This is a genomic window from Halorubrum sp. SD683 (assembly GCF_002135045.1).
GTDB lineage: Archaea > Halobacteriota > Halobacteria > Halobacteriales > Haloferacaceae > Halorubrum > Halorubrum ezzemoulense.
Genome location: NZ_NEWJ01000040.1, coordinates 1 through 26,033, shown reverse-complemented (window position 1 = coordinate 26,033; position 26,033 = coordinate 1). Strand labels below are relative to the sequence as shown.

Annotated in this window: 29 protein-coding genes; 14 read left to right on the top strand and 15 right to left on the bottom strand. The window is 71.0% G+C overall.

The genetic code is table 11. The features are described 5' to 3' along the window. Positions 1–63 precede the first annotated feature (63 nt). Positions 64–1,038, bottom strand: coding sequence for a transcription initiation factor IIB family protein (locus B9G49_RS10720; protein WP_006114298.1), 975 nt, complete (start codon positions 1,036–1,038; stop codon positions 64–66). Positions 1,039–1,293: 255 nt separating this feature from the next. Between B9G49_RS10720 and B9G49_RS10715 the strand changes: the two genes are divergently transcribed. The 3 genes from B9G49_RS10715 to B9G49_RS10705 all read left to right on the top strand — a co-directional run bounded on the left by B9G49_RS10715 (position 1,294) and on the right by B9G49_RS10705 (position 3,044). Beyond that, complete coding sequence (locus B9G49_RS10715; RefSeq protein ID WP_086216354.1) at positions 1,294–2,091, top strand: helical backbone metal receptor; 798 nt, start codon at positions 1,294–1,296, stop codon at positions 2,089–2,091. Further along, complete coding sequence (locus tag B9G49_RS10710) at positions 2,088–2,636, top strand: DUF84 family protein (RefSeq protein ID WP_086216351.1); 549 nt, start codon at positions 2,088–2,090, stop codon at positions 2,634–2,636. The genes B9G49_RS10715 and B9G49_RS10710 overlap by 4 nt, the downstream gene beginning before the upstream one ends. 153 nt (positions 2,637–2,789) lie before the next feature. Further along, positions 2,790–3,044 (top strand): hypothetical protein, encoded by a 255-nt coding sequence (locus B9G49_RS10705; RefSeq protein WP_049932489.1) that lies wholly within the window; start codon positions 2,790–2,792, stop codon positions 3,042–3,044. A 6-nt stretch (positions 3,045–3,050) separates the two neighbouring features. On the opposite strand, the gene B9G49_RS10700 is transcribed toward B9G49_RS10705, so the two are convergent. The 4 genes from B9G49_RS10700 to B9G49_RS10685 form a co-directional block, all read right to left on the bottom strand. Then, positions 3,051–3,662, bottom strand: a complete 612-nt coding sequence (locus B9G49_RS10700) for a MarR family transcriptional regulator (RefSeq protein ID WP_049932491.1) — start codon at positions 3,660–3,662, stop codon at positions 3,051–3,053. A gap of 91 nt (positions 3,663–3,753) precedes the next feature. After that, on the bottom strand, positions 3,754–4,887 hold the full coding sequence (locus B9G49_RS10695; protein ID WP_085682739.1) for an SPFH domain-containing protein: 1,134 nt from the start codon (positions 4,885–4,887) through the stop codon (positions 3,754–3,756). Positions 4,888–4,996: 109 nt separating this feature from the next. Further along, a complete protein-coding gene (locus B9G49_RS10690) occupies positions 4,997–5,488 on the bottom strand; it encodes an SRPBCC family protein (RefSeq protein ID WP_086216350.1) in 492 nt (163 codons plus the stop codon). 34 nt (positions 5,489–5,522) lie between these two features. Further along, a complete protein-coding gene (locus B9G49_RS10685; RefSeq protein ID WP_086216349.1) occupies positions 5,523–7,523 on the bottom strand; it encodes a bacterio-opsin activator domain-containing protein in 2,001 nt (666 codons plus the stop codon). Between the two features lie 222 nt (positions 7,524–7,745). Between B9G49_RS10685 and B9G49_RS10680 the strand changes: the two genes are divergently transcribed. Further along, on the top strand, positions 7,746–9,809 hold the full coding sequence (locus tag B9G49_RS10680; protein WP_086216348.1) for an AAA family ATPase: 2,064 nt from the start codon (positions 7,746–7,748) through the stop codon (positions 9,807–9,809). 87 nt (positions 9,810–9,896) lie between these two features. On the opposite strand, the gene B9G49_RS10675 is transcribed toward B9G49_RS10680, so the two are convergent. Together B9G49_RS10675 and B9G49_RS10670 are read right to left on the bottom strand one after the other, a co-directional pair. Further along, complete coding sequence (locus B9G49_RS10675; RefSeq protein ID WP_086216347.1) at positions 9,897–10,121, bottom strand: hypothetical protein; 225 nt, start codon at positions 10,119–10,121, stop codon at positions 9,897–9,899. A gap of 65 nt (positions 10,122–10,186) precedes the next feature. Next, positions 10,187–10,969, bottom strand: coding sequence for a bacteriorhodopsin (locus B9G49_RS10670; protein WP_080508572.1), 783 nt, complete (start codon positions 10,967–10,969; stop codon positions 10,187–10,189). 178 nt (positions 10,970–11,147) lie between these two features. Between B9G49_RS10670 and B9G49_RS10665 the strand changes: the two genes are divergently transcribed. The 3 genes from B9G49_RS10665 (at position 11,148) to B9G49_RS10655 (ending at position 13,586) form a co-directional block, all read left to right on the top strand. Beyond that, complete coding sequence (locus tag B9G49_RS10665) at positions 11,148–11,522, top strand: SlyX family protein (RefSeq protein ID WP_049931338.1); 375 nt, start codon at positions 11,148–11,150, stop codon at positions 11,520–11,522. Between the two features lie 129 nt (positions 11,523–11,651). Next, a complete protein-coding gene (locus tag B9G49_RS10660; protein ID WP_086216346.1) occupies positions 11,652–12,704 on the top strand; it encodes a Brp/Blh family beta-carotene 15,15'-dioxygenase in 1,053 nt (350 codons plus the stop codon). Between the two features lie 141 nt (positions 12,705–12,845). Next, positions 12,846–13,586: a protein sorting system archaetidylserine synthase gene (locus tag B9G49_RS10655; protein WP_049931336.1), complete on the top strand. Its 741-nt coding sequence runs from the start codon at positions 12,846–12,848 to the stop codon at positions 13,584–13,586. Between the two features lie 77 nt (positions 13,587–13,663). Here the strand turns inward: B9G49_RS10655 and psmB are convergent, their stop codons facing one another. Beyond that, positions 13,664–14,395: an archaeal proteasome endopeptidase complex subunit beta gene (psmB, locus tag B9G49_RS10650; RefSeq protein ID WP_049931335.1), complete on the bottom strand. Its 732-nt coding sequence runs from the start codon at positions 14,393–14,395 to the stop codon at positions 13,664–13,666. Positions 14,396–14,652: 257 nt separating this feature from the next. Beyond that, positions 14,653–14,820: a hypothetical protein gene (locus B9G49_RS16790; protein ID WP_167373065.1), complete on the bottom strand. Its 168-nt coding sequence runs from the start codon at positions 14,818–14,820 to the stop codon at positions 14,653–14,655. 297 nt (positions 14,821–15,117) lie between these two features. Here B9G49_RS16790 and B9G49_RS10645 point away from each other — a divergent pair, with 297 nt between their 5' ends. Next, positions 15,118–15,798: a uracil-DNA glycosylase family protein gene (locus B9G49_RS10645; protein WP_086216345.1), complete on the top strand. Its 681-nt coding sequence runs from the start codon at positions 15,118–15,120 to the stop codon at positions 15,796–15,798. Positions 15,799–16,057: 259 nt separating this feature from the next. On the opposite strand, the gene B9G49_RS10640 is transcribed toward B9G49_RS10645, so the two are convergent. The 4 genes from B9G49_RS10640 to B9G49_RS10625 all read right to left on the bottom strand — a co-directional run bounded on the left by B9G49_RS10640 (position 16,058) and on the right by B9G49_RS10625 (position 20,186). Further along, positions 16,058–17,293 carry an asparagine synthase C-terminal domain-containing protein gene (locus tag B9G49_RS10640; protein WP_086216353.1) on the bottom strand — a complete coding sequence of 412 codons (1,236 nt, stop codon included), beginning with the start codon at positions 17,291–17,293 and terminating at the stop codon, positions 16,058–16,060. Between the two features lie 5 nt (positions 17,294–17,298). Next, positions 17,299–17,982, bottom strand: a complete 684-nt coding sequence (locus B9G49_RS10635) for a PHP domain-containing protein (protein ID WP_086216344.1) — start codon at positions 17,980–17,982, stop codon at positions 17,299–17,301. Between the two features lie 372 nt (positions 17,983–18,354). Further along, the gene (locus B9G49_RS10630; protein WP_049931332.1) at positions 18,355–18,624 is read right to left on the bottom strand and encodes a hypothetical protein; all 270 of its coding nucleotides are present in this window, start codon (positions 18,622–18,624) and stop codon (positions 18,355–18,357) included. Then, a complete protein-coding gene (locus B9G49_RS10625) occupies positions 18,621–20,186 on the bottom strand; it encodes a Na+/H+ antiporter NhaC family protein (RefSeq protein ID WP_086216343.1) in 1,566 nt (521 codons plus the stop codon). Before B9G49_RS10625 ends, B9G49_RS10630 begins: the two co-directional genes overlap by 4 nt. A gap of 355 nt (positions 20,187–20,541) precedes the next feature. Between B9G49_RS10625 and B9G49_RS10620 the strand changes: the two genes are divergently transcribed. The 4 genes from B9G49_RS10620 to B9G49_RS10605 are packed head-to-tail and all read left to right on the top strand — an operon-like array spanning position 20,542 to position 23,264. Continuing rightward, positions 20,542–21,009 (top strand): 30S ribosomal protein S15, encoded by a 468-nt coding sequence (locus B9G49_RS10620; RefSeq protein ID WP_049931330.1) that lies wholly within the window; start codon positions 20,542–20,544, stop codon positions 21,007–21,009. 50 nt (positions 21,010–21,059) lie between these two features. Continuing rightward, positions 21,060–22,274, top strand: a complete 1,215-nt coding sequence (locus B9G49_RS10615) for an exonuclease RecJ (RefSeq protein ID WP_086216342.1) — start codon at positions 21,060–21,062, stop codon at positions 22,272–22,274. A gap of 1 nt (position 22,275) precedes the next feature. Continuing rightward, positions 22,276–22,620 (top strand): KEOPS complex subunit Pcc1, encoded by a 345-nt coding sequence (locus B9G49_RS10610; RefSeq protein WP_086216341.1) that lies wholly within the window; start codon positions 22,276–22,278, stop codon positions 22,618–22,620. Next, positions 22,617–23,264 carry a 30S ribosomal protein S3ae gene (locus B9G49_RS10605; RefSeq protein WP_049931327.1) on the top strand — a complete coding sequence of 216 codons (648 nt, stop codon included), beginning with the start codon at positions 22,617–22,619 and terminating at the stop codon, positions 23,262–23,264. The genes B9G49_RS10610 and B9G49_RS10605 overlap by 4 nt, the downstream gene beginning before the upstream one ends. 72 nt (positions 23,265–23,336) lie before the next feature. Here B9G49_RS10605 and B9G49_RS10600 read toward each other — a convergent pair whose 3' ends face one another. Next, complete coding sequence (locus tag B9G49_RS10600; RefSeq protein WP_086216340.1) at positions 23,337–23,849, bottom strand: GNAT family N-acetyltransferase; 513 nt, start codon at positions 23,847–23,849, stop codon at positions 23,337–23,339. After that, positions 23,846–24,415 (bottom strand): N-acetyltransferase, encoded by a 570-nt coding sequence (locus B9G49_RS10595; protein WP_086216339.1) that lies wholly within the window; start codon positions 24,413–24,415, stop codon positions 23,846–23,848. Before B9G49_RS10595 ends, B9G49_RS10600 begins: the two co-directional genes overlap by 4 nt. 113 nt (positions 24,416–24,528) lie before the next feature. On the opposite strand from B9G49_RS10595, the gene B9G49_RS10590 reads away from it, so the two are divergent. After that, a complete protein-coding gene (locus B9G49_RS10590) occupies positions 24,529–24,807 on the top strand; it encodes a DNA-directed RNA polymerase subunit L (protein ID WP_086216338.1) in 279 nt (92 codons plus the stop codon). Between the two features lie 120 nt (positions 24,808–24,927). Next, the gene (locus B9G49_RS10585) at positions 24,928–25,956 is read left to right on the top strand and encodes a glycosyltransferase family 4 protein (RefSeq protein ID WP_086216352.1); all 1,029 of its coding nucleotides are present in this window, start codon (positions 24,928–24,930) and stop codon (positions 25,954–25,956) included. Positions 25,957–26,033: the final 77 nt, after the last annotated feature.

The following is a 26,033-nucleotide window of genomic DNA, read 5'->3' as shown; positions in this document are numbered from 1 at the left end:
GGACTTAGCTGGTCGGGGTAGAACGGCGTGGGGGTCGGTCGGGTCGGCGGGGAAAGCGTCCGCTTACGCGACGAGGCCGTCCTCGGCCTCCAGCAGCTCGTGGTACCGGTTCCGGATGGTGACCTCGGAGATGTCGGCGACCTCCGAGACGGCGGCCTGCGTCGTCTTCTCGTTCGTGAGGAGCGCGGCGGCGTAGACGGCGGCCGCGGCGAGGCCCACCGGCGACTTACCCGAGTGGACACCCTTCTCCTTGGCGTTGCGGAGGAGGCTCTTCGCGCGCATCTCCGACTCCTCGCTCAGTTCGAGGTCGGAGGCGAACCGGGGGACGTACTGCTCGGGGTCGGCCGGCTTCACTTCGAGCTTCAGCTCGCGGACGACGTAGCGGTACGTCCGCGCGATCTCGGCCTTCTCGACGCGCGACACGTCGGCGATCTCGTCGAGGCTGCGCGGGACGCCGGCCATCCGGGCGGCGGCGTACACGCAGGAGGTGGAGACGCCCTCGATGGAGCGACCGGGGAGCAGGTCCTCGTCGAGCGCGCGTCGGTAGATGACCGAGGCCGTCTCGCGGACGTTGTCCGGGAGCCCCTGCGCGCTCGCCATGCGGTCGATCTCGCCGAGCGCCTGCTTCAGGTTGCGCTCCTTGGAGTCGCGGGTGCGGAACCGCTCGTTCCACTTGCGGAGCCGCTGCATCTTCTGGCGCTGGCGCGCGCCGAGCGACCGGCCGTACGCGTCCTTGTCGCGCCAGTCGATGTTCGTCGAGAGCCCCTTGTCGTGCATCGTGTTCGTCGTCGGGGCGCCGACGCGGCTCTTCTCGTCCTTCTCGCGGGAGTCGAACGCGCGCCACTCCGGGCCGCGGTCGACCGAGTCCGCCTCGACGACGAGCCCGCAGTCGCTGCAGACGGTCTCCCCGTGTTCCTCGTCGTTGATGACGTGCCCGCCGCACTCCGGGCAGCTGAGCGTCTCGTCCGTGTTCTCCGATTCCTCCTCGTTCGTCTCCGTTCGGGAGCGACTCCCCCGTGTGTGTAGTCGTTCACTCATAGCTCGGTGGCCCCCGGAAACTGAAACTGCCCGAGAGCGATCTTACGTTACCGTCGGCAGAAGATAACTTAAAACGACCGGAACGTGTCGCTCGGATCTCGACAAAAGAACACGATCTATCACGCGTTTTCGCCGATCCCCGATCGGTCGGGACGCGCGGACGACCTCGGCCGCCTGCGGCCGCTATCACCGCCGCGGCGCCGCGTCAGCGTGGCGATCGAAACCGTTGAGACGACCGCGACCGGATCGGACGCCATGTCCGCGCCCCGTGTCGTCTCGCTCGCACCGAGCGCGACCGCGACGGTCGCCGGCCTCGGGGCGGCCGACCGCCTCGTCGGCGTCACCGCCCACTGCGACCTCCCGGACGGCTCCGACCCCGGGTCGGCGCACGGTCCCGACCTCCCGACCGCCGTCGGCGGGTGGCTGAACCCCGACCTCGACCGCGTCGCCGCCCTCGACCCGGATGTCGTCCTCACGAGCGACGCGCTCCAGGCCGACCTCGCGGCCGCCTGCCGCGACCGCGGCCTCGACGTCGCGCACCGCGAGCCCGCAACGCTCGACGACGCGTTGGACGGGTTCGCGGCCCGCGGCGCCGACGTGGGCAGCCCCGAGGCCGGCGAGCGCCTCGCGGCCGACGCCCGCGAGCGACTCGACCGGATCGCCGAGGCCGTCGCCGACCGCCGCCGTCCGACCGTGTACTGCGAGGAGTGGTCCGACCCGCCGATGGCAGCCGGCAACTGGGTCCCCGACGCCGTCCGCGCCGCCGGCGGACGCTACCCGTTCGCCGAGCCGGGCGAGCGCTCCCGCGAGGTGGAGCCCGCAGACGTCGAGCGCGCCGATCCCGACCACGTCGTCGTCCACGTCTGCGGGCACGGCGACCGCGTCGACCCCGCCGGCGTCGCCGGGCGCGAGTGGGTCGACGCCCCCGTTCACGTCCTGGACGACTCCCTCCTGAACCAGCCGAGCCCCGCCCTGATCGACGGCGTCGAGCGGCTGGCGCGCTTGCTCCATCCCGAGGCGTTTTCGGCGCCGGACGACGACTCCCGGACATGACGATCCTGCGAGTCGGCGTCGGCAGCGGCAACCCGGTGAAGCGGCGCGCGGTCGAGCTGGCGGTCGGGTCGGCGGGCGACGACGACCTCCCCGGCGGTCCGACCGGCGTCGCGGTCGAGTCGGTCCCGGTCGACTCCCGCGTGAGCGAGCAGCCGACCGGCCACGCCGAGACGGTCGCGGGCGCGGAGAACCGGGCCCGCGCGGCGCTCGAACCCGACCGCGACCTCGGCGTCGGCATCGAGGGCGGCGTCGCGGGATTCGACGGCGCCGACGAGCGGTTCCTGATCATGTGGGCGGCCGTGACCGACGGCGACCGCGTCGGCCGCGCCGCCGGGCCGAGCCTCGCGCTCCCGGCGAACGTCGCCGCCCGCATCGACGACGGGGCGGAACTCGGTCCCGTGATGGACGACCTCCTCGGCACCGACGGCGTCGCGACGCGCGGCGGCGCTGTCGGAGCGCTCACGAGCGGTCGCGTCGACCGGGCGGAGGCGCTCGCGGCCGCGGTGAGCGGCGCGCTCGGTCCCTTCGTCGCCGAACTGTACTGAGCCCGTCCGCGTCGCCGCCCCGGTTCGAAGACCGTACCCAAACCCGCTGCTGGGACGGGACTCTCGCTCGTCTCACCGTAGAAAACCGCAAGACTGCGGCGTGTTAACCCGACCTACCAACCGGCTTATGCGGGGTGATGACGTGAAGGCTGTATGAGCACGGCTCACCCGGACGCGGTCGCAGCTGAATCGGCCGGCCTCTCCGCGAAACAGGCGCGTATCCTGCGGTACCTCCGCGAGAACGCGTCCGACCGGACGTACTTCAAGTCGCGGCTGATCGCCAACGACCTCGACCTCTCGGCGAAGGAGGTCGGCGCGAACATGAGCGCGGTCGTCGACGCCGCCACCGATATCGACGTCGAAAAGTGGGGGTACTCCTCCGGCACGACGTGGATGGTCACGGCCTGACCGAAGTCAGGGGTCGTACGCGACCAGCGACGCCGCCTCGTCGGCGAACGCGACGGCCTCGGCGTCGAATGAGTCGGCGTACCGGACGACGAGCGTGAGCAGCCGCTCCGGCTCGGTCAGCGCGTAGCCGTCGGTCCGGTCGAGGAGGCCCGCGCCCTCCAGGTCGGCGGCCGCCGCGCTTATCGTCGGCCGCGAGACGCCGAGGGCCTCCGCGAGGTCGGCGCCGGTGGCGCTCGGGTCGCGCAACAGCGCGAGGATCATCCCGCGGGGCGTCTCTCGCCGCAGGTAGCCGAGCGCCCGCTTGTCGGTCTCGTCGAAGCGCCCGGCGGGGAAGAAGCGCCGGTAGTCTGCGTCCTTCACCGACTCGATCTCGCCCGCCTCTTCGAGCTTCCGGAGGTGGTACTGCGCCTCGCCGGTGCCGAGCCGGAGGTCGTCGCGGAGCTTCGAGAAGTGCGCGCCGGGGGTCGTCGGCACGTAGCCGCGGATCGCCTCCCGCGTCTCGTTCGCGTCCCCGCTTCCGTCGTCCGCGCTCGCGGTGCCGACGAACGGCGCGGCCGCTCCGACCGCGGCGAAGCGGCGGAGCGTCTCGCGTTTCCGTCCGTCGAACCCCTCTGTCACGCCGAGTAGTAGTCTACGCCCCGACAAAAACACTTCGTTCGATCCAATTCGGCGCGGAGAATCGACAGCCTTGACCGCGCTCCGCGCCGATTTACTGCTCCTTCTCCACTTCCGCCGCCTCTTCGTCGTCCATCTCTTGGATGACCTCGTCCGCGGACCTGATGCTCGCGCCGGCGTCGCCCGACTTCACGGCCTCGGCCTCCTTCTCTAACTCCTCGACGTTCATCTCCGCCGACTCCTCGATCTGGCCGAGGATCTCGTCGATGTCGTCGAGGCCGAGCATCTTCCGCGTGTCGGCGTCGAACTCCTTCCCGTCGAGCCCCTCCATCTCCTGGACGTCGGAGCCGGAGAGGGCCTTGCCGTAGCGGCCGACGAGGCTGGTGAGCTCCTGCGGGAGGACGAAGGTGGTGGACTCGCCTTTCCCGATCTCCTCTAGGGTCTCCATGCCGCGCTCGATGATGGCGCGTTCGCCCATCGACTCGGCGGAGCGGGCGCGGAGGACCGTCGAGATGGCGTCCCCCTGTGCTTCGAGGATCTGGGACTGCTTTTCACCCTGCGCGCGGATGATGTTGGACTGCTTGTCACCCTCGGCCTGCTCGACCGCGGAGCGGCGTTCACCCTGCGCTTCGAGGATCATCGCGCGGCGGCGGCGCTCGGCGGAGGTCTGCTGCTCCATCGCCTGCTGGACGTCTTTCGAGGGGTTGACCTCGCGGACCTCGACGCTCTCGACGCGGATCCCCCACTCGTCGGTGGGCTCGTCCAGTTCCTTGCGAATCTTTGCGTTGATCTCTTGGCGCTTGTTCAGCGTGTCGTCGAGCTCCATGTCGCCGAGGACCGCCCGGAGGGTGGTCTGCGCGAGGTTCGAGACGGCCTTCTTGTAGTCGTCGACTTCGAGGAACGCCTTCTTCGCGTCCATCACCTTGATGTAGACGACCGCGTCGGCGGTCACGGGAGAGTTGTCCCGCGTGATCGCCTCCTGCCGGGGCACGTCCAGCGTCTGGGTCCGCATGTCGAACGGGTACGTGCGGGAGACGAACGGCGGGATGAGGTTGATCCCCGGTTCGAGCAGTTTGCGGTACTCGCCGAAGACGGTGAGCGTCTTCTTCTCGTAGGCGTCGACGATCTCGAACGACTGCCAGAGCGTGACGACCACGAGCAGAAGCGCGAGCAGGCCGACGCTCACGAGCCCGAAGCCGAGGCCGGCTTGGAGGGTGATCGGTTCCATGCCTCCTAGTTAGGCTATCCCACGGTTAATAGTTCGCCTGTCGACGCCGTACCGTCCCGCAGTCCCCGGGTCGCGGCGCCGCGGCCGCGCGCTGCCCGCTCCCGAAGCGTCACTCGTTCCCGTCGAACTCGGCCGCGACGTTCTCCAGCGCCGCCCGGAGTTGCCGCTCGTTGAACCGACGGACAACGGGTGCGCCGAGCCTCGTGAGCGCGTTCTCCGGCAGGCCGTACGTCGCGGCGTACGTCAGCTCCGTCCCCCGGTCGACGGGCTCGGTCCGGAGGTCGATGGTGCCGGTGAGCCGCCCCCGGAGTTCGAAGACGTGGCGCTCGGACGGCTCGTGGAGGGTCTGGACGATCTCGCCGTCGATGCCGACTCCCGCCATCCGGTAGGTGTACGAGAGGCGCTTCCCGCCGTTCGCCAGCGGTTCGACGTCCCGAACGTCCGTGAGCCCGGGCGTGACCGCCGCGTGGTTCGCCGGATCGTCGAGGAACGCGAACACGGACTCGGGGTCGGCCGCGACGACGATCGCGTCGCTCGCGGCGAACGGATCGTCGCCCGCGTCCGGCCCGTCGTCGCTCGGGCTCGACTGCTCGTCGCTCATGCGGCGGCACCCCCGCTCACAGACCCCCGGGCCATCAGTTCGACCGGGGATCGACGTACGCCTCGACCAGCTTCCGCTCGGCCGCGCGGAGGTGCTGGTGGAACGTCTGTCGGGTGATACCCATCCGCTCCGCGATCTCCGACCCGTCGACCGGCCGCGGCCACTCGAAGTAGCCGTTCAGCTCGGCGGTCTTCAGCGCCGCCCGCTGCCGGTCGGTGAGCCGCTCGTCGACCGCGGCCGCGAACTCAGCGACGGTCCGGTCGCGGCTCTCGCGCTCGACGCGCGAGCGGAGCTCGACGCCCTCGTACTCGTCGCGGAACACGTCGAGGATCGACCGGACGTCGCGCTCGGGCGGCGCCTCTATCGTCAGCGTCGCTCCCTCCGGCGTGGCGGTCGCCTCGGCGACGACGCCGCCGTGATCGGCCAGCTGGGTGAGCGGCGGCGACTCGATGACGGTGACGGCGAAGCTGACGCCGTCGTTCGTCTCCGAGACGGTCCGCATCGATTCGACCAGCGGGAGGGAGGCGAGCTCGTCGAGGTCGACGCCCTCGCCGTCGGTGCGGAAGTACAGTTCGCAGGCGTCGTCGTCGAGTCGCGTCGTCCCGAGGTGTTCAACTTCCCCGCCGACCGCGTCTGCGATCCGCGCGAGCGACGCCGTCGAGTCGCGGATCCCGACCACGAGCTCCACCACGCGGTCGGTCGTGAGTATCTCCGTGGTCTCGATGGAGTGGAGCCCGTTCGCGATCATCTTCCCGACGGACTCGCACACCCGCCGCTCGCGGCGGTCGAGCACGTCCGCGCCGCTGCCGTAGATAGCCAACAGGCCGTACTGCCGCTCTCCGTACGTCAGCGGCACGACGAGGAGGCGCCGCCCGCCGGCGGTCTTCGGTTCGAGCGGGCCGTCGGCGACGTGCTCTATCGAGCCGCTGTGCGGCTCCCCCGTCTCGACCGTCTCCCGTACCTCCGCCGGCGTCTCCTCGATGTCGAACGTCGCGCCCGACTCGACCGCCACGCCGCTCGCGGCGCGTATCTCGAGCCGACCGGTCGCGGACGACACCTCGCCGATCCACCCGCCGGCGTACCCCGGTTCGCCGGCGACGACCTCGCACACGCGCTCCGAGATGACGCCCGAGTCGCGGTTCTCGACGAGGATGCGACTGATATCGCTGAACAGCCCGTTCACGCGGCCCAACACCCTGTCCAGCGAGCGCCGCTCCGTCGCGAGCTTCTCGGCGCGCTCCTCGGCGAGCCGCTCCGCCGCCTTCCGCTCGCTGATGTCGTTCTGGAACCCGACGTAATGGGCCAGCTCGCCCTCCTCGTCGTAGATCGGCGCGACCGTCAGCTCGTTCCAGAACGGGGTCCCGTCGCGCCGGTAGTTCCGGATCTCGACGGTCGCCTCCTCCTCGTTCGCGATCGCTTCCCCGATCTCGTCGACGGTCTCCGGGTCCGTCCCCGGTCCCTGGAGGAACCGCGGGTTACGGCCGAGCGCCTCCTCGACCGGGTAGCCGGTGTGCTCCTCCCACGCGTTGTTGACGTACACGAGCGGGTAGTCCGGGAGGTCCGGATCGCTCATGCTGATCCCGATCGGCGCGTCCTCGACGGCCCGCGTCACCTCTCCCGCGGACGGCTCGTGGTCGGACACGTCCTGTCGCGGCTCCGAGGTCGGCACCCCCGAGCAGACCGTCGAGACGTCGGAGACGAGCCGTTCGATCGACGCCGACCCGTTCTTCTGGAGGAACCTGTCGACGCCGTTCTCGAAGGCGGCCTCGGGGACGCCCTCCTCGTCCGTCTCGGTAAACATCACGACCGGGACGCCCGCGTCGGACTCCTCGATCGCAGTCGCGAGCGCAACCCCGTCGTCGCCGGCGAGGGCGTACTCGCTGACGACGCAGTCGTACTCCCCGGTCGTCGCCTTCGCGACCGCGGACGAGGCCGTGTCAGTGCGCGTCACTTCGAACCCCGCGGCGCCGAGCGCCGTCTCAATCCGATCGCTCCCCTCCTCCGGGTGGACGAGGAGCGCCCGAGCGTTCGCCATACTCCGCCCTTCGCACCGACACGGGTTAATGCTTGCCTGCCTTCCGGCGGTCCGGGTCTCCCCCCGCGGGTCGGACGACTTGGACGGCGTGGACCGACCGCCCGGGCTCCAGTCGGCTGTCCAGTTAGGGGGTGATTACTTTGTGGTCGGTGGGCGTAACGATCGACGTATGCTGTCGACGATAGTCGCCGCCGGACCGTCCCGCGAGCGAGCCCGGACACGATGAGCGTGCGCGTTCCGGTCCGCGAGCCGCCCGCGTCGGTTCCCGAAGACCGCGTCGGCCTCCCCGAAGCCGTCCTCGCCGACCTCGGCGTCGCCCCCGGCGGTTCGATCGCCGTCGAGGGGTCGCACCGCGTCGTCGCCCCGGTCGTCGCGGTCGACGCCCAGACGCGTGCCGTCTTCCTCCCCGAGCGGCTCCGCCGGAGCGCCGGACTCGATCCGGGTGACAACGCGACCGTCGCGGCGTCGTCGCTCCCGGTCGCGTCGTCGATCACGCTCCGGCACCGGCAGTCCGTCGACCTCGAGCGGAGCGAGGACGCCATCCGCCGCCGGCTCGATCGGCGGGCCGTGGCCGTCGGCGACGAGGTCGAGGTGACGCGCCTCGGCGGCGCGCTCACGCTCCGGTTCGACGTGCGGGACGTGACCCCCTCGTCGCCGGCGGTCGTCGGCGACGACACCGAGATCGCCGTCGCGGCCGACGACGGCCCGGACGTCGTCGCCGAGTCCCCGGGAACCGGTGGCCCCGGCGCCGGCGTCGTTCCGACGGCGACGTTCGACCGCCTCCTGGACGCCGTCTCCACGCGGTTCGACGCGGCGGAGACCTTCGAGTCCGCCGGCTCTCCGACGCTCGGGCTGCTCCTCCACGGGCCGCGCGGGTCGGGGAAGACGACGCTCGTCGAGGCCGTCGCGGCCGCGACCGACGCGACGCTCGTCCGCGCCTCGGCGGCCCGGCTCCGAGGCGAGCGGACGAGCGACCGCACGGACCGCCTCGACCGGCTCGTCGAGGCGGTTCCCGCGGGGGAACCGACGGTGGTCCTCCTCGACGACCTCGAAGCGCTCGGGGCCGACGACGGTGCCGACTCCGCGCTGGCCGACCGCCTCCGGTCGACGGTCGACGAGCTCCGCGCGGGGGACCGGACGGTCGTGATCGGCGCGACCACGGACCCCAGCGGCGTGCCGTCGGCGCTGCGCCGCGGCGGGCGGTTCGACCGCGAACTGGAGGTCGAGCCGCTGACGGCGGCCGAGCGCGCCGACGCGCTCGAAGCGCTCTGCGAGGGCGCGTCGCTCGCGATGGATGTCGACTTCGAGGCGGTCGCGGCGCGGCTCAACGGGTACGTGTTCGCCGATCTGGCGGTCCTCGCGGACGCGGCGCTGGAGCGCGCGGTCCGCCGCGACGGCCGGACCGCGATTCGGATGGCCGACTTCGACGCCGCGCTCAACGACGTCGAGGCCACCGGGCTGCGAGAGGTCACCGTCGAGTTCCCCGCGGTCGGCTGGGACGAGGTCGGCGGGCTCGACGAGGCGAAGCGGGAGCTGGTGCGCGCGGTGTACTGGCCCTTCGAGTACGCCGACCGCTTCGCGGAGCTCGGGATCGACCCCCCGTCCGGCGTGCTGCTGTACGGCCCCCCCGGAACCGGGAAGACGCTGCTCGCGCGCGCGGCGGCGAGTCTCAGCGACGCGAACTTCATCCCGGTGAACGGGCCCGAACTGCTCGACAAGTACGTCGGCGAGTCGGAGAAGGCGGTCCGCGACCTGTTCGCGACCGCCCGCGAGAACTCCCCGGCGGTGATCTTCTTCGACGAGGTCGACGCGATCTCGCCCCGGCGCCGCGGCGATGACACCGGCGCCGGCGAGCGCGTCGTGTCGCAGCTTCTGACCGAACTCGACGGGCTGGAGCCGCTGACCGACGTCGCGGTGATCGCGGCGACGAACCGCCCGGACGCCATCGACGAGGCGCTGCTCCGGCCGGGCCGGATCGAGAAGGCGGTTGAGACGCCGCTCCCCGATCGAGACGCCCGCAGGGAGATTCTGGAGATCCACGCCCGCGAGATGCCGACGGCGGCCGGCGTCGACCTCGACGCCCTCGCCGACCGCACCGGCGGCTACAGCGGCGGCGACATCGCGGCGCTGGTCCGGGAGGCCGGGCTGCTCGCGATCGAGGACGCGATCGTCGACGACGGACCGGTCGACCCGACCGTCGGGCGTGACCACTTCGAGCGCGCGCTCGCCGAGACATCGCCCTCGACCCGGGACGGGAGGGCCGACGCCGGGCTGCCTGAGAAGTGAACGGTCAGGGAACGGGCGCGGCTCGTGCGGAGAACGACGGCACCGCCGCGATCGGCGGTGCGACGCGAGCCGCGCTTCTCGCCCGCCTCAGTTCGACTCCTCGTGGAGGTTGAGGACGAAGTAGACGACGCCGATCATGGCGACCAGCTCCAAGGCCGCCATCGTCCAGAACCGGGCGTTGAACCCGCCTCCCGGCTCCTGTAGCGTCGGGATCAGGAATATCCCGACGAGCGCGGTCACGACGCAGGCGGCGAGTCCGACGACGGACCGTGTACGCAGCACTGGCGGCTGTTCGGTGGTAGTGTCAGTCATGTCGAAAAATGAACGCTGGAAACGGTTGAACCGTGTTGTTCTGCCGCGTCGGGTCCGCTAGCCGATCAGTCCGCGGCGGAGGCCTCGGCGCCCGCGGAGGGCTCCGGTGCCTCGGTGTCGCCGAGGATCGCGCGGCTGCGGAGCAGGATGAAGCCGAACCCGACCTTGGCGGTCACGTCGAGCACCATGAACAGGAGGGTCTCGATGCCGAGGCCGACGACGCCGGCACCCTCGGTACCGATGATCCACAGGATCGGGTAGGCCGTCCAGAGCACCAACACCAACGCCGTAAGGGTGTTGAACGTGCTCGCGACCTCGGGACCGCGCTCCTTCGCAGCGGCGCGCAGGCTCGTGGCGAGGAAGTACAGCACGACGATCATGCAGATCGTGCTGAACAGCCACCACGTGTACCGCGCGAGCGGCGTGTGCGAGAGCGCGCCGACGAGTCCGGTGACGATCATCAGCGCGTCGACGCCGACGAGCGTGCCGATGCTCACGCGATCGACCTTCGCCAGCAGCGCGAGGTCGAGCAGCAGCAGCGGCGTGGTGAACAGCCAGTCCGCGTACCGCGCGTAGTAGATGTCCAGCATTTCGCTGCCGACCTGAACTTCCGTCAGGCCGATGCCGAAGAACATCGACAGGTACGCTGCCGACGCGATCCCCGGCACGAGGATCGTAATCGAGTAGTACTCACGGGCCTCCTTGTCAGTGACCCCCCATCCTTTAACGATGAAGTAGAAGGTCCCGATGAGCATCAGTAGCGTGCCTATGCCCAACCAGAGCGTCTCGGGGCGACCGTCCCCGAGCAGATCAGCTCCAACGGCTGCGGTTAGCGCTATCGGGTCCATACCCACTTCGTTATACTGTGTATATTCTATTCAGATCGATGCCAACCTAGTCAGGTATCGCCCCGTGACGACGCCCCCTTCTGGCGCGGGGTCCGGCGCCGGTCGACCCTGACGGGCCGCGGGTCGGGGTGACGTTGTCGGCCTGAAAGTAATGACCCTGGGGCTCTACCAGTCTCGTATGGCAGACGACGACGCCGAGGCGGAAGCCGAACAGCGTAGCGAAAGCACTGCGGAACAGGAAGCGGAGGAGACCGACGACGTCACCATCGACGTCGAGGCGATAGACGCCTACGAGCAGCGCATCGAGGAGCTGTCCACCGCGGTCGAGGAGCGCGAGGAGACGATCGAGGAGCTCCAATCGGTCGTCGAAGAGCAGTCCGAACAGATCGAACGGCTCGAAGGGCAGTTCCTCGATCTGTCCGCGCGCGTGGCGGACGGACGGAACATCGGCGTCTGCCCCGAGTGTAACGGCCCCACGGAGAAGAAGGAGCGGCTGTTCAGATCGGACACGATCGAGTGCACGCGTTGCGGCGAAGTGATTCACACGTACTGATGCCGCCGCCCGAACCGCCCCCTTCGGAGCGGCGAAACGCCCGCGGAGACGGTCGCAGGGACGACCCGAATATAAAACACCGAATAATGGCGACGAGGCCCTAACCCGGTAACGGCCGTACGTACGTCCATGTCGACGACGACGGCGAGCCCGGTGCAGCGACTCCTCGGTGAACCGGAACGGACGGCCATCGGTGCCTCGCGCGTGGCGCTGCTCCTCCTCGCGGTCGGATTCGGCGCCCTGTCCGCGGTCGGCACCGACGTGTCGCTCCGGACTCAGATGATCGCGTACCTCGTCGGGATGGTCGCGTTGAACCTCCCGCACGGGGGGTACGAACACTTCTCGAATCTCCGCCGGCGGGGGCTCCCGTTCGGCGCGCGGTACGTGGCGCTCTACCTCGGCTTCGTCGCGTCGTTCGTGGCCCTGTTCGTCGTCGCGCCGTTGCCCGCGCTCGCGCTCGCGTTCGGGACGGCGGTCGCGAAGGGCGGGCACGGCGACCTCCGCGTGATGGACGCGCTGATCGGAACCGACCACCTCCCCACCAAGCCCCAGCGAGCGCTCGCCGCGCTGATCCGCGGCGGCGCCGTGATGATCGTCCCCGCCGTCTTCTGGACCGAGACCTACTACAGCTTCACCGGCATCATGTTGGGCGTCTTCGACGGTCGGTTGGCCGGCCCGGCCGCCTCGAACCCGGAGACGTTCACCACGGCGCTCGGCGCGGTCTTCGGGCTCGGCGTGATGACGCACCTCGGCGGCGGCCTCGCGACCAGCCTGCGCTCGACCGGCGGCGTCAGCCGGTCGTGGCTCCTCGACGCCGCGGAGACGCTGCTGCTCGTCGCGTACTTCGCGCTCGTGCCCGTGGTCGTCGCCATCGGGCTCTACTTCCCGCTGTGGTACTCGCTTCGGCAGTCGGCGCGGAGCATGGTCGTCGAACAGGAGCAGCCCGACCGGACGGAAGGCGTCTCGCTCGTCGTCGCGTGGGGCGTCCTCGTCGTCGGGGCGCTGGTCACGGCGAGCGTCGCGACCGCCCTGTGGACCGTCGCGCCGAACCCGCTGGCCGGCGGCTCGCTGCTCTCCGGCGCGGTCGCCTTCTACACCATCTTCGTCTGCGTCATCGCGATGCCGCACGTCGTGGTCGGCGAATGGCTCGACTTCGGCCGCGGCATCTGGTACGTCCCCTGACCGAGGCGTCTTGGCCTCGCGGCCGCGCCCTCCGTTTCGGTCGACACACACCTCGGCAGTCCCGGACTCTCGCGACCGGGCCGCCGCCGCGCGGTCGACGAGATAACAAACCCTAAAACCCGGCTCGGCGACCGATACGGTATGCCTCTGCGGTTCGCTCGGCGGCTCGGGCTCGCGGACGCGGTGACCGTGGCCAACGCCGCCGTCGGGTTCCTCGCCGTCGTCGCCGCGACGGTCGACGTCGCGCTCGCGGCCAGGCTCGTCCTCCTCGCCGCCGTCGCGGACGGGCTCGACGGGGTCGTCGCCCGCCACCGCGGGTCGACTCCCGCCGGCCCGTACCTCGACTCGCTGGCCGACGTCGCCTCCTTCGGCGTTGCGCCCGCCGCGCTCGTCGCCGCCGTCGTCCGCGACGGGCGCTCGCTCGCGACGGACCCCGCGCTCGTCGCCGCCGTCGTCGGCGCGGGCGCGCTGTTCGTCGCCGCCGCGGTCGCCCGCCTCGGCCTCTACACGGCCGACGAGGACGGCGCCCGCGAGACGGTGGGCGTTCCGACGACGCTGGCCGCGACGGTGCTCGCCGCCGCCGTCATCGCGGGCTACACCGCCCCGGTCCCGCTCGTCGCGGCCACGACGGCGTTCGCGCTGCTCATGGGGTCGACGGTCACCTACCCGGACCTCCACGCGCAGGACGCGCTCGTGATGGGGGTCGTTCAGGCGGCCGTGATCCTCACCCCCGCCGGTCACATGGCGACGAGCGCGCTCCCGGCGTGGATCGGCGAGGGGTTCGCGTTCGCGCTACTGTTCCTCGCCAGCGGCTACCTCGTCCTCGGCCCGCGGTTCTACTGGGGCGACGGGATTCAGGCGCCGCCGGAGCTCCGGCGGTGACCGAGCGGCCGCGAGCGCCTCCGCTGGCGGGTCGGGACTCGCGAAGAAATACCGAAGCGGCGTCCCGTTGACGCCGACTACAGCAGGTCGTCGAACTCCTTGTACCGGGTGATGTCGACGCCGTCCTCGGTGACGACGGCGACGTTGATCCCGTTGCCCGAGGCGAGGTCGCGCTCGACGGCGGACTGGATCGCCTTCGCGGCGATGGTCTTCGCCTCGTCGATGCTGACCTCGTCGTCGTACTCCTGCTCTAAGACACCGAGCGCGTACTGCGACCCGGAGCCGGTGACAGTGTACTCCTCCTCGGTCGTGCCGCCGAGGGCGTCGATGGAGTAGATGTGCGCGCCCTCGTCGTCGACGCCGCCCAGGATCGGCTGGACGACGAAGAACGCCCCGGAGCGGAGGAGGTTCCCCGTCAGGGTCGACAGCGCCTCCATGGACATGTCCTTACCGCGGCGGGCCTCGTAGAGGCTCGTCTCGGCGCGAAGCGTCGAGATGAGGTTCTGGGCCGCCGAGACGGAGCCCGCGATGGTCAGGGCGCCGCGCGGGTGGATCTCCTCGACCTTCTGGACGTCCTTCGAGGAGACCATGCCGCCGAGGGAGGCGCGCATGTCGGTCGCCATCACGACGCCCTCGTCGGCCTTGATGCCGACGGTAGTGGTCCCCGTCTTCATCTCGCCGTCGCCCTCCGCCTTCGCGGCGCGGCGCTCGCTGTGTTCGAACTCGCCGAGCTCCGGTCCGAAGACAGGCTGGTCGCGGCCGAGGTCGGCAGCCGGCCCGTCTGAGAGGTCGCCAGTCGGTGTTCGCATTACGCCCACATTCGCCCGGCGCGCTGATAAAGGCAACCCTTCGGGGGCCGCCGACCGGTTCCGACGGGCCTATCCGTCGCCGGGCCGCGACCGGCCGACCGCGGCGGGGGACGCTGGATCGCGACGGACCTCGGAGCGGGCGCTGCGGGGCTGCGACGGGCACGAGGAGAGCTGTGCGGGATCGCGGGTCGAAGGGGAGTCTCGCCGTCGCTCGGCGTCTGGTCGGTCGCGGAGAACGAGCTACTGTCGGCGCGCGATCACTCCTGGTCGACGGCCTCGGTGGTCGTCTCGACGAGCCGACCGACCGGGACGTTGATGCCGAGGTGCTGACGCGCGAAGACGGCCACCGGGAACAGCGAGATTCCGACGGCGACGGACGCTTGGTGCAGCCCGAAGAGGGCCGCGGTACGGATGCGGTCGAACATTGGACTTCTGTCACACCCCAACGGAGGGGTATATAAATATCTTCCGTGGGCCGCGCCGAGGACACCTCGACGCTGTCTTGCGGTTTCCGGTCATTGATTAACGATCCTGAAATATCTCTCGTTCCGCGTCGATCGACGCGTATCCCAGCCCGGTTTGACCTCGTTTATTCTCATAACTTATGAGGATCTTCGTCGCCTCGTGCGCCTCGCATCGGCTCGCTCGCCGCCGCGGGGCGTCCCCGAGTCGCTCGCGCCGGACCGAACGGGATTTAACGGCCTGCGCGCCTACCCTCTCGCGTGCAGAACGTCACGGACCGGATCCGGAACCCCTTCGGGATGCGCCCCGACTGCCCCTCGTTCGTCCCCGGCTACGGCGACGCCAACGCCGACTTCCACGTCGTCGGCGACCGCCCGGGCGTCCACGGCGGGACCGCGGCGGGCGTCCCGTTCACCGGCGAGGCGTGGTCGCCCGCGTTCCTGTCGGCGCTCTCGGACGCCGGACTGATCGCGGGTGTCGCCGAGGAAGTCGCCCCCGACGGCGTCGCGCGCGACGGCGACCCGACGGCGGTCGACCCCGTTCGAACCGGCCGAACGTTCCTCTCGTACCTTCACATGTGCGCGGGCGAGGCGCCGCCCGACGAGGCCGCCTACGCCGACATGGAGCGGTTCTTCGACGCGGAGCTCCGCGCCATCGCCGCGCACGTGCTGCTCCCGGTGGGCGCGCGGGCGACCGAACACGTCCTCGAAACCTACACCGCCCGGGCTCGGAAGACCGAGATAGACATGGACGGGCTCCACGGCGAGGAGCTGCTCGGCGCCGGCTGGCTCGTCGTCCCGATCAAAGACCCCGCCGACTGGGCGGACGGCGACGCCGATCGGCTCGTTGACTCGCTCCGAGAGCTCCGGTCAACCGACTTCCGCCGCGAGAGCGACCTCGGTCGCTTCATTGCCGGCAGCGACCCGTACCTCGTCCGCTGACGCGGCGATCGCTCGCCGAGCCCGCGACCCGGCCTCCCACGTCCGGATGGACGTGAACTTTCCCCGGCAAAGCGCGCTACCGATACGGTGATCCGGCAGTAATCGCTCACATCTGCGGCCGATCGTTTTCTATCGCGGCCGCGAGGGTGTCATATTTGTCACTACTATCCGGATTTTATACCTGTCCCGCCGATCCGTGAGTAGACGCCCGACCGATCGGGCGTCGGCCGCAGGACTGGTACTCCCCGCGGCGACTTGGTCAGTCCCGGCCCTCACCGGCCGGTTTTTCCTCGCTACACAGCGCCTCGACGTACTTCCCGACGTGGTCGTCCATTCGCCGCTTGTAGCCCGCCTGCCGCGCGAGCCGGTCGAGCTCGCGGGAGACGTACGTGCCGTACTGGACCGCCTTCTTCTCCGCGGCGTGGACCGACTCCGGCAACCGCCGGCTCGCGACGCGGCGGAGCGCGACCTTCCGCTCGTCGCCGTCGACGAGCAGGGCGTCCGGGAGCGCCAGCGCGGCGCCGACGACACGGTCGTCGAGCAACGGCGTCGCGGGCTCGACCCCCGCGGCGCGGAGCGCGAGCACGTCCCGCTCCAGCTGATCGGGCAGCGTCCGGACGGTCTCGGTCCGGGCGCCGCGGACGGTGTCGGCGTCGACCCGGGAGTCCTCGGCGGGGTCGACGACCTTGCTGTACCCGCCGAACAGCTCGTCGGCCCCCTGTCCGACTGCGAGGCGATCGAACCCGTCGGCCGCGGCCGCTTCGGCCGTCATGAACAGCGGCACCGCGATGGACGCGTCCATCGGGTTCCGGCGACCGGTCGCGGCCGCCACCGCGCGGACCGCTCGCGTGAGGTCGTCATGCGTGACCTCGACGACGCGCAGGTCGCGGTCCATCGCGCTCGCGGCCTCGTGCGCCGCAGCGATGTCGTGGCTCCCCTCGAAGCCGGCGACGTAGCAGGGGGCCTCCGGGACGGCCGCGGCGACGAGGCCGGAGTCGACGCCGCCGGAGAAGGCCACCGCGAGGTTGCCGTCACTGCTCTCGTCGTCTCCCCCGGACCGAGTTGATGCCGCGAGGTCCCCGAGCGCCGCGCTCACCGCGCCGTCGACCGCCGCCAGCGCGGCCTCCGGATCGGCGGTCGGAGCCGGGTCGGGAAGCCGCCAGACGCGTTCGGTACCGCCGGCCGAGACCACGCTCCCCGCGGGCACCGGCTCTGGATCGGCGAGCGCGCCGCGGTCGAAGGCCCACGCGTCGGTCGCCGTGGGAATGCGGGCGGTCCCCGGATCGAGCGCCTCGCGCTCGACGAACAGCGGTTGTCGGCCGAGGACATCGCGGACGAGCACCGGGCCGTCGCGGTCCCGCGGGTCCAAACTCGGCGGCTCGGCCAGCAGCCCGGCGAAGCCGCACCCGCCGGGGAGCGGGTCGCCGTCGCGGAGCGCGGCACGGACGCGGTCCGCGGGGGCGCCGCGGAGGTCGGACGAGGAAGGGGCCGTCATCGCGGTCACCGGAGGGCGTCGAGCGCGCGGAGCGCGCGGCGCTTGGCGCCCCCGCCGAACTGCCGGAGCGAGACCCGCCACGGGGTGCGCTTGCCGACGACGCTCGTCCGCCCGTCGGCGATCCCGTCGAGGATCGCGTCCGCGGAGCGCTCGTCGGCGCCGACCTCCGTCACCGCCTGCCCGACCATCTCGGAGATGTGGGCGTCGCTGCCGGCGGTCATCGGGAGCCCGTTGCGGACGGCGAACTTCTCGGCCTGTCGGTTCGAGCGCCCGGTGAACAGTCGCGAGTTGTACACCTCGATCGCGTCCGCGCTCGCGAGCTGCTCGTCGCTGACGTGCGCGGCGACGCCGTGGCGGGACTTCTGGAAGGGGTGGGGGACGACCGCGATCCCGCCCTGGTCGCGGATCCGGTCGAGCGTCTCGTCGAAGGGGAGGCCGCTCTCGACGCGCTCGTCGATGCCGAACGCGAGCACGTGGCCGACCGCGCAGGTCACCTCCATGCCGACGATGCCGACGAGCCCGTAGTCGGGGGCCTTCTCGGCCGCCTCGATGCTGGCGTCGATCTCGTCGTGGTCGGTGACGGCGAGCGCGTCGAGCCCGACCGCGGCCGCCTGCTCCAAGAGGAGGTCGACCGGGTCGCGCCCGTCGTACGACAGCGCGGAGTGCGCGTGGAGCTCGACCGATAGCACGCCCGACGGTTCGAGCGTGGTGATGAAAAGCGCCCCGGTCCGCGCCGGTTCACGCCGCTTCGCGGTGATCGAACCCCATTTCGACGATCTGTTATCTAAAAGCAACTGCGGTGGCGCGTGCCGACGAGCGGCCGGAGGGCGCGAGTCGCACGCGCGAGGGAGTCGCGAACGGTGCGATGTGCGAGCGAGGCGAGCACCTCGGTTGCGAGCGGTGAAACCGCGGGCAGTGAGCGACGGGGCTGGGGAGGCGTGAGGTGCTGTGCGCGAGTCCTCGCGGCGAGGCTTTGGCGGCGTTCGCCACCGGTCCGCCCTCGGTTGTTTATATACGGACGGTGGAACCGATGAAAAGAACCCGCAACCACCGAGTGCTAGCTAAAACGCGCTCCCGCCTACGGTCTTCCGATAGGTCGCGCGCCCGGTGTGGCTCGACTCGTCCCACGACTCCACGTCGACGACGACCCGAGTGTCGACCGCGTCCCCGGGCGCGCCCTCGATCCGGAGCGTCGAGTCGCCGATGCGCGCGACGTGTACGCCGCCGTCGGACTCGCCCGTCACCATCACTTCGATCGCGTCCCCGGCCGCGTAGTCCGGTGTCGATCCCCGGAACGACCACCCGGCGAGGAACTTGTCGAAGACGCTCATGCGCGGGACACCTCCTCGGAGGCGCGGTCGGGGATGTACTCCCGCCCGAAGCCGGTGATCGCGGCGATGATGAATATCGCCACGAGGAACCAGCCGTGGAAGACGTACGGCACGACTTCGATGGGGTTCACGACCATCTCGGGGCCGTACTGGGACCCGAGGCCGTCCGGCCCGACCATCACCTGGTACCCGACCAACACGCCGCCCGCCCACGGGAAGATGTAGCCGAGCGCGGAGGTGTTGGCGTCCAAGATGTTCGCGCGCCGGTAGCCGTTGATATTGAACTTCTCGCCGATCCGGGCGACGTACGGGGCGATCGCGATCTCCGCCGCGGTGTTTATCGTGATCATCCCGTTGATCGTCGCGGTGCCGAGGACCATCGTCAGCTCCGCCCGGCGGACGGTCGTCGCGACGCGGTCGAGGAGGAACGTCTGGATCGCCTCGAAGCCGCCGCCGCGGATCATGATCTGCGCCATCGCGACGATGAGAAGGGTGAGGACGATCAGCGGGAAGAACCCGACCGCGCCCGTGTAGAGGCTCCCGCCGACGCCCGCGGTCTCGCCGACCTCGACGACCGGGAGCCCGGAGAGCGCCCCGGCCTCCGTCACGGTGAAGGCGACGATGTCGCTCGCGCTCGACAGCCCGAACAGGAGGTTGGACGCGACCGCCACGACCAGCCCCCACGAGATCGCCTCGACGATGTGACGGCCCGCGACCGCGGTGACGATGACGACTCCCATCGAGAGCAGGTGGACTAGTCCGAGGGCGTTCGCGGACTCGCGGAGCGCGACGGCGCCCTCGAGGCTCACGCCGGCCATGGCCGAGCCGGCGATCAGGTACGCGGCGAACGCCGGGACCGCCGCCGCGATAGCGTACTTGAACCGCGAGGCGACGACCCCGCCGATGTCCGCGTCCTGCGTCACGGCGCTCACGATCGTCGTGTCGCTGACGGGCGCGAGGTTGTCGCCGAAGACGGCGCCCGACAGGATCGCGGCGAACAGCAGCACGGGGTTCGCGCCGATGAGCACGCCGGCCGGGAAGAACAGCGTCACGAACGCGACGGTCGCCCCGTATCCGGTGCCGATCCCGGTCGCGAGGAGGCCGCAGAGGATGAACGCGGCCGCGGGGAACGTCGACGCGCCGACGTTCAGAGCGTCGGCCGCGAAGATGAGCCCCTCGACGAAGCCGCCGGCCTGGAGCGTCTGGGCGAACATCCCGGCCCAGAGCCACGCGACGATCGCGGTCGCGGCCACGCGCTGGGTCATCCCTTCGAAGATCGTGTCGGCGTACGCCTTCCAGTCGCCGCGGACGAGGAACATCCCGAGCGTCGTTCCGACCAACGCGCCCACGACGAGCCCGTTGGTGTCACCGATCCCGAGGACGCCGCTCTGGAAGATCGCCCAGGCGATGAAGAAGACGAGCGGGAGGGTGCTCGCCCACTTCCCCCCGCGGAACTCGATCCGCGGGTCGTCGCTCCCTTCCTCGCCGACGCCGAAGTCGCTGCCGTCTGGGGGGTCACCGCCGTCGGTCGCGGCCGGGGTCCCCGCTGTCGTGTCGGTCATTTATCTCTCACACGCCTTCGGAGACCGACGGCTCACGTAAATCCCCGTGTGCGCTCCGTCAGACGGACCGGGAGCGTTCGCCCGACGGAATCGCCTCACGCGGGGACAAGAACACGCTTAAGACCCCCGACGGCGACCGTCCTGACGGGAACAGCACAGCTGCAGATCCGACTCGCCGGGGCCCTTTCGCCCGCGGCTTGGGAATGTAGCAGTGCGCCGACGCCTCCGGCGTCGCGGTCGGGCGGCCCGCTCGCGCGGACCGTCCGGTCGGAGCGCTCGCTCCGCGAGCGATCCGTAGCCGCGCCGCGCGGAGTCCCGGTCACGTTGCGGTTGTGCCGTTCCAACCAGACAGACAATGGCACGAATGCACACGCGCCGTCGCGGTTCGTCCGGTTCGGACAAACCGGCGACGGACGAGACCCCGGAGTGGAGCGACGTCGACGCCGAGGACATCGAGTCCCGCGTCGTCGAACTGGCGGAGCAGGGCCACGACCCCAGCGTCATCGGCCTCAAGCTGCGCGACGAGGGCGTCAAGGGCGTCCCGGTCCCCGACGTGAAGCTGGCGACCGGCAAGAAGGTCACCGAGATCCTCGAGGAACACGACGCCGACGCCGACATCCCGGAAGACCTCCGCAACCTCATGTCGCAGGCGGTTCGCCTGCGCGAGCACATGGCGGAGAACGGGCAGGACCACCAGAACAAGCGCGCGCTCCAGAACACGGAGTCGAAGATCCGCCGCCTCGCGAACTACTACCGCGGCGACGAGATCGACGAGGAGTTCACGTACACCTACGAGAACGCCGTCGAGCTCTTAGAGGAGTGAGCGGCTAGCACGGCGACACCGAGCGACCGATCCCGACCGACACACCACACATGACCGAAGCGACGTCCGCCACGCCCGCCTCCGACGCGCTCGCCGGCGTCCTCGCAGACGCGCCGTTCGTCCGGCTCGTCGCGACCGACGACGGCGACGCGCTGGCAGCCGCCGGGCTGCTCGCGCGAGCGCTCCGAGCGACGGGCACGCCGTTCCAGGCCCGGGTCGACCGCGACCCGGTGCCGGCGGACGTCGACGACGGCGTCGCGGTAACGGTCGGCGTCGACCGCGGGCCGCACGCGATCCCCAGAACGGGACGACCGGCGAGCACGGCCGCCTTCGCGGTCGCCCGTGCCCTCGGCGTCGAACCCGACCCCGTGGTCGCGCTCGCCGGCGTCGTCGCGGCCGGGTCGATCCCCGGCGCCGACGGCTCCGGCGACGCGCTCGACGCCGCGGAGCGGGCCGGCCGCGTCGAGCGGCGGCCCGGCGTCGCGCTCCCGGTTTCGGGCGGCGAGCGCGCCGCTCACGAGACCGACGGCGCGGACGCGGCCCCCTCGCGGGCCGAGGCCCTCGCGGCCTCGACGCTCGCGTCGACGCGGTACTCCGGCGACCCCGATGGGGCGCGCGACGCGCTCGATCCCTTGGGACTGTCCGCCGACCCCGACGCCGACGACCGCCGGCGCTTCGCGTCGCTGGTCGCGGTCGACGCGGTCGACGGCGACGATACGAGCGAGCGCGCGGCCGCTGCGGTCGAGCGCGCACTCCGTCCGTACGCGACGGACGGTCCCTTCGAAACGGTCGGCGGCTACGCCGACGTGCTCGACGCGCTCGCCCGAGAGGCGCCCGGGACGGGGGTCGCGCTCGCGCTCGCGAGCGACCCGGCTCCGTCGCTTCGGACGGCCGCGCTCGACGCCTGGCACCGCCACGGACTGGCGGCGCACCGGGCGCTCGACGACGCGACGGTCGGCCGGTACGACGGCTGCGTCGTCGCCCGTGTCGACGCGGCGCCGGCGGTCCTGCCGACGGTCGCCCGACTCGTCCGGGACTTTCGGTCACCAGAACCCGTCGCAGTCGCGCTCGACGAGGGCGCAGGCCGGCTCGCGGCCGCTGCCGTCGAGCCGATCGGGCTCGGCGACGCCTGCCGGACCGCCGCCGACGAGGTCGGCGGCGACGGTTGGGGGACCCCCGCTCGCGGCGGGATCGCCGTCGAGACCGCCGGACCCGGCGACGCAGACATCACGGGGGCGCTGGCCGCGCTCCGGGAGGCGATCTGAGATGTCCGACGACGCCCCCCGAACGGCCGGCGGCGACGCCGACCGGACCGCGACGGTCCGGACCACGCACGCCGACGCCGCGACCGTCGCGGCCGCGGTCGGGCCGGACGAGACCGACTCGATGCGCACGCGCGTTGACGGCGACGCCGTCGCCTGCACCGTCGCGCGACCGACCACCGGCGGGCTCCAGTCGACGCTGGACGACCACCTCGTGAACCTGCGCGTCGCCGACCGCGTGGTCGAGCGCGCTCGGTCGCATATCGCCGCAGACGCCGACTCCGCCGACACCCTCGACTCCACAGACGAACCACAGACGACCGACACCGACACACACACCGACACATGAGCGAACGATCCGTATCCAAGAGCAGAGAACAGAAGCGCTGGTACTCCGTGCTGGCGCCCGAACAGTTCGACCGACAGGAGCTCGGCGAGACCCTCGCCGAGGAGCCCCAGCAGGTCGTCGGCCGCACGATCACGACGACGCTCGACGAGCTGACGGGCGACTCCAACGCGAACAACACGAAGCTGACCTTCAAGATCACCGACGTGGGCAGCGACTCGGCGTACACCGAGTTCATCAAGTACGAGCTGACGCGCGACTACCTGCGCTCGCTCGTCCGCCGCGGCGCCTCGAAGGTCGAGGCGTCGATCACGGTGCTGACCACGGACGACTACCGTATCCGCGTCCAGCCCGTCGCCCTGACGACCAAGAAGGCCGACCGGTCCCAGGAGAAGGCGATCCGCCGCGTCATGATCGACAAGGTCCACGCGGCCGCCGAGGAGCGCACCTTCGAGGCGTTCGTCGACGCGATCGTCGACGGGAACCTCTCGTCGGCCATCTACGGCGACGCCAAGGAGATCTACCCGCTCCGCCGCGTCGAGGTCCAGAAGCTCACCCTCGAAGCGCGCCCGCGCGAGGTCGCCGCCGAGGAGGAGGCCGCCGTCGACGTCGACGCCGACGAAGTCGCGGTCGACGCCGACGAGTAACGGCTCGTCCACCCGACGCGACCCCGTTTTGCGTTTATTTCTTCCCGAGCGGCCGCGCCGTCACCGAGCGGGTCACTCCGCGTCCGACGCCGTGTCGGCGGCCATCCGGATTCGCGCCGACTCGAAGCCACACTCCTCGTAGAAGCCGCGAGCGGACTCGTTCTCGACGTCGACGTCGAGCGTGACGCGCTCGCAGCCGCGGTCGGCGGCGGCCCCCCGGGCGCGGTCGAGCAGCCGCCGCCCGATACCCTCGCCGCGGCGCGGCGGCCGGACGTACAGCTCGCTCACGTGGAGTCGGTCGCCCGCGGCGAACACGGGTGCGGACGACTCGGGGCTCGCGGCGGCGTAGCCGACGAGGCGGGCGTCATCGCCCGTTTCGCCGTCCGCGACGGCGACCCACGTCACCGCCTCGTCGTCGTCGAGCTTGTCCCGTCGGTGTTCGACGCCCGCGGCGACGAGGTCGACGTCGTCCGCGAGCGCGTTCCGGTCGGCGAGCCGCGCCATCTCGCGCGCGAACGGTAGCCACAGGTCCTCGACCAGCGGTCGCACGTCGCCTCGCCGGAGCCGCCTGATCGTCGGGGTCACTCCGGATCGACCGCCATCGTCATCTGTTTGCGGTACTCCTCGAACCCGGTCCGCTCGTAGAACGCCACGGCTCGCTCGTTGTCGACGTCCACGTCGAGCCGGAGCTGCCCGCAGCCGTGGTCGCGGGCGTCGGCGACCGCGCGCTCGACGAACCGGTCCGCGAGGCCGGTGCCGCGGTACGGCGCCGCGACGTATATCTCGCCGATCACCAGTCGGTCCGGGCGATCGAACGGGTCGGGACACGCGTCGACGCTCGTCATCAGCAGGCCGACGAGGTCCAGGTCGGGATCGGTCACGGCGGCGGTCGCGGGGTCGACCGCGGCGTCGGCCGCCCCGTCGGCGGCGGTCGCGGCGACCCAGCCGCGGCTTCCCGAATCGTCCAGCTGGTTCCGGGCGAACTCCACGTGTCGCTCGACGAAGCGCTCCTCGGGCCAGTCCGCGAGGTCGTGGACCCCGACGGCGTCGGCGAGGTCGCGGTTGTACGGGAGCCACAGGTCGGCCGCGTAGCGGCGGAGGGCCTCCTCGTCGGACGGCAGCCGTCGGATCGCGGGTCGATCGCCGGACATACCCGGTAACTCGGTCGGCGAGAGAAGTGTTTTCCGGCCGCGTGCGACCCGTCCGCATCCGGCGATATCCGGGAGACGAAAGCTTGAAACGCCGCTCGCTCGACCTCTCGGGTATGGAACTGCGGGTCATCGAGAAGACCGACACGGAACTCCACATCGAGATCGCGGGCGAGGATCACACGTTCATGAACGTGCTGAAGGGCGCCCTGCTGGAGTCGGACGACGTCGCGGCCGCGACCTACGACATGAATCCCGAGCAGTCCGGGGGCCAGACCGAACCCGTCCTCACCGTCAAGGCCGAGGATGGCGACCCGCTCGACGTGCTCGGGGACGCCGCCGAGTCGATCACCGAGCGCACGGACGCCCTGCGCGACGCGGTTCGCGCGGCCTGACCGCGCGGTCTGACCGCGGACGGACCTCTTTCCGCTCTCCGTTTTCCGGCCCCGCGCGCTGCGAGGGGCATACCTAAGTGCCGACTCCCGAAACGGGGGTGTATGCCGCCGAGCGTACTCATGCTGGGGTGGGGGTACCCGCCGAACATCACCGGCGGGCTCGACGTCCACGTGGGAGAACTGTTCACCGGGCTCCGCGACGAACTCGGTGTCGACGCCGCGCTGGTGTTGCCGGCGGAGTTCGCGCCCGACGACGAGCCGGGACTCGAACCCGTCGAGACCGGCGAGGGCGACGTCGCGGCGCGCGTCGGGGAGCTCTCCGACCGCCTCGCCGAACTCGCGCCCGACTACGACGTGATCCACACCCACGACTGGTTCGGGTACGGGCCCGGTCGCGCCGCCGCCCGCGAGTCCGACGCGACGTGGGTCTCCTCGTTCCACTCGCTGGCGAGCGACCGCAACATCGACCCGCCGAGCCGCGAGGTCGAGACGGAGCGCCGGCTCGCGAACGCCGCAGACACCAACATCGCGGTCAGCGAGATCGTCCGCGAGGATATCCGAGAGCTGTACGACGCGGACTCGCGGGTCGTGTACAACGGCTTCTCGACGCCGCAGTTCTCTGGGAAGGACGTCCGCGAGGACCTCGGTATCGACGGCGAGATGCTGTTCTTCGTCGGCCGCCACACCGACCAGAAGGGGATCTCGCACCTCCTGTACGCGACCAAGAAGCTCCGCGGCCGCGACGTGACGCTCGTCGTCGGCGGGTCGGGCCACCAGACCGAGCAGCTGAAGCGGTTCGCCGAGCTGCTCGGCATCGAGGACCGCGTCGAGTTCGTCGGCTACGTCCCCGAGGCAGAGCTCGGCGACTACTACGCCGCCTCGGACGCGTTCGTCTCGCCCTCGTACGCCGAGCCGTTCGGGATCACGATCACGGAGGCGCTGGAGGCGGGCACGCAGGTCGTCGCGACGCCGTCCGGCGTCGCGGAGGTGCTCCCCGACGGCTGCCTCGTCGAGGTCGAGACGGACTCGGAGTCGATCGTCGACGGGCTCATCGAGGCGCTCGACCGCGAGGAGCCGCCGGAGTACGAGCGCCGCGAGTGGCTGGACGTGGCGGAGGACACGCTCGCCGTGTACGAAGACGTCGCGTAATCCGTTCGAACCCCTTCTCCCCGAGACGCCCCGCTCAGTCCTCGTCGCCCCGGAACACGTCGAACTCGGTCACCGGT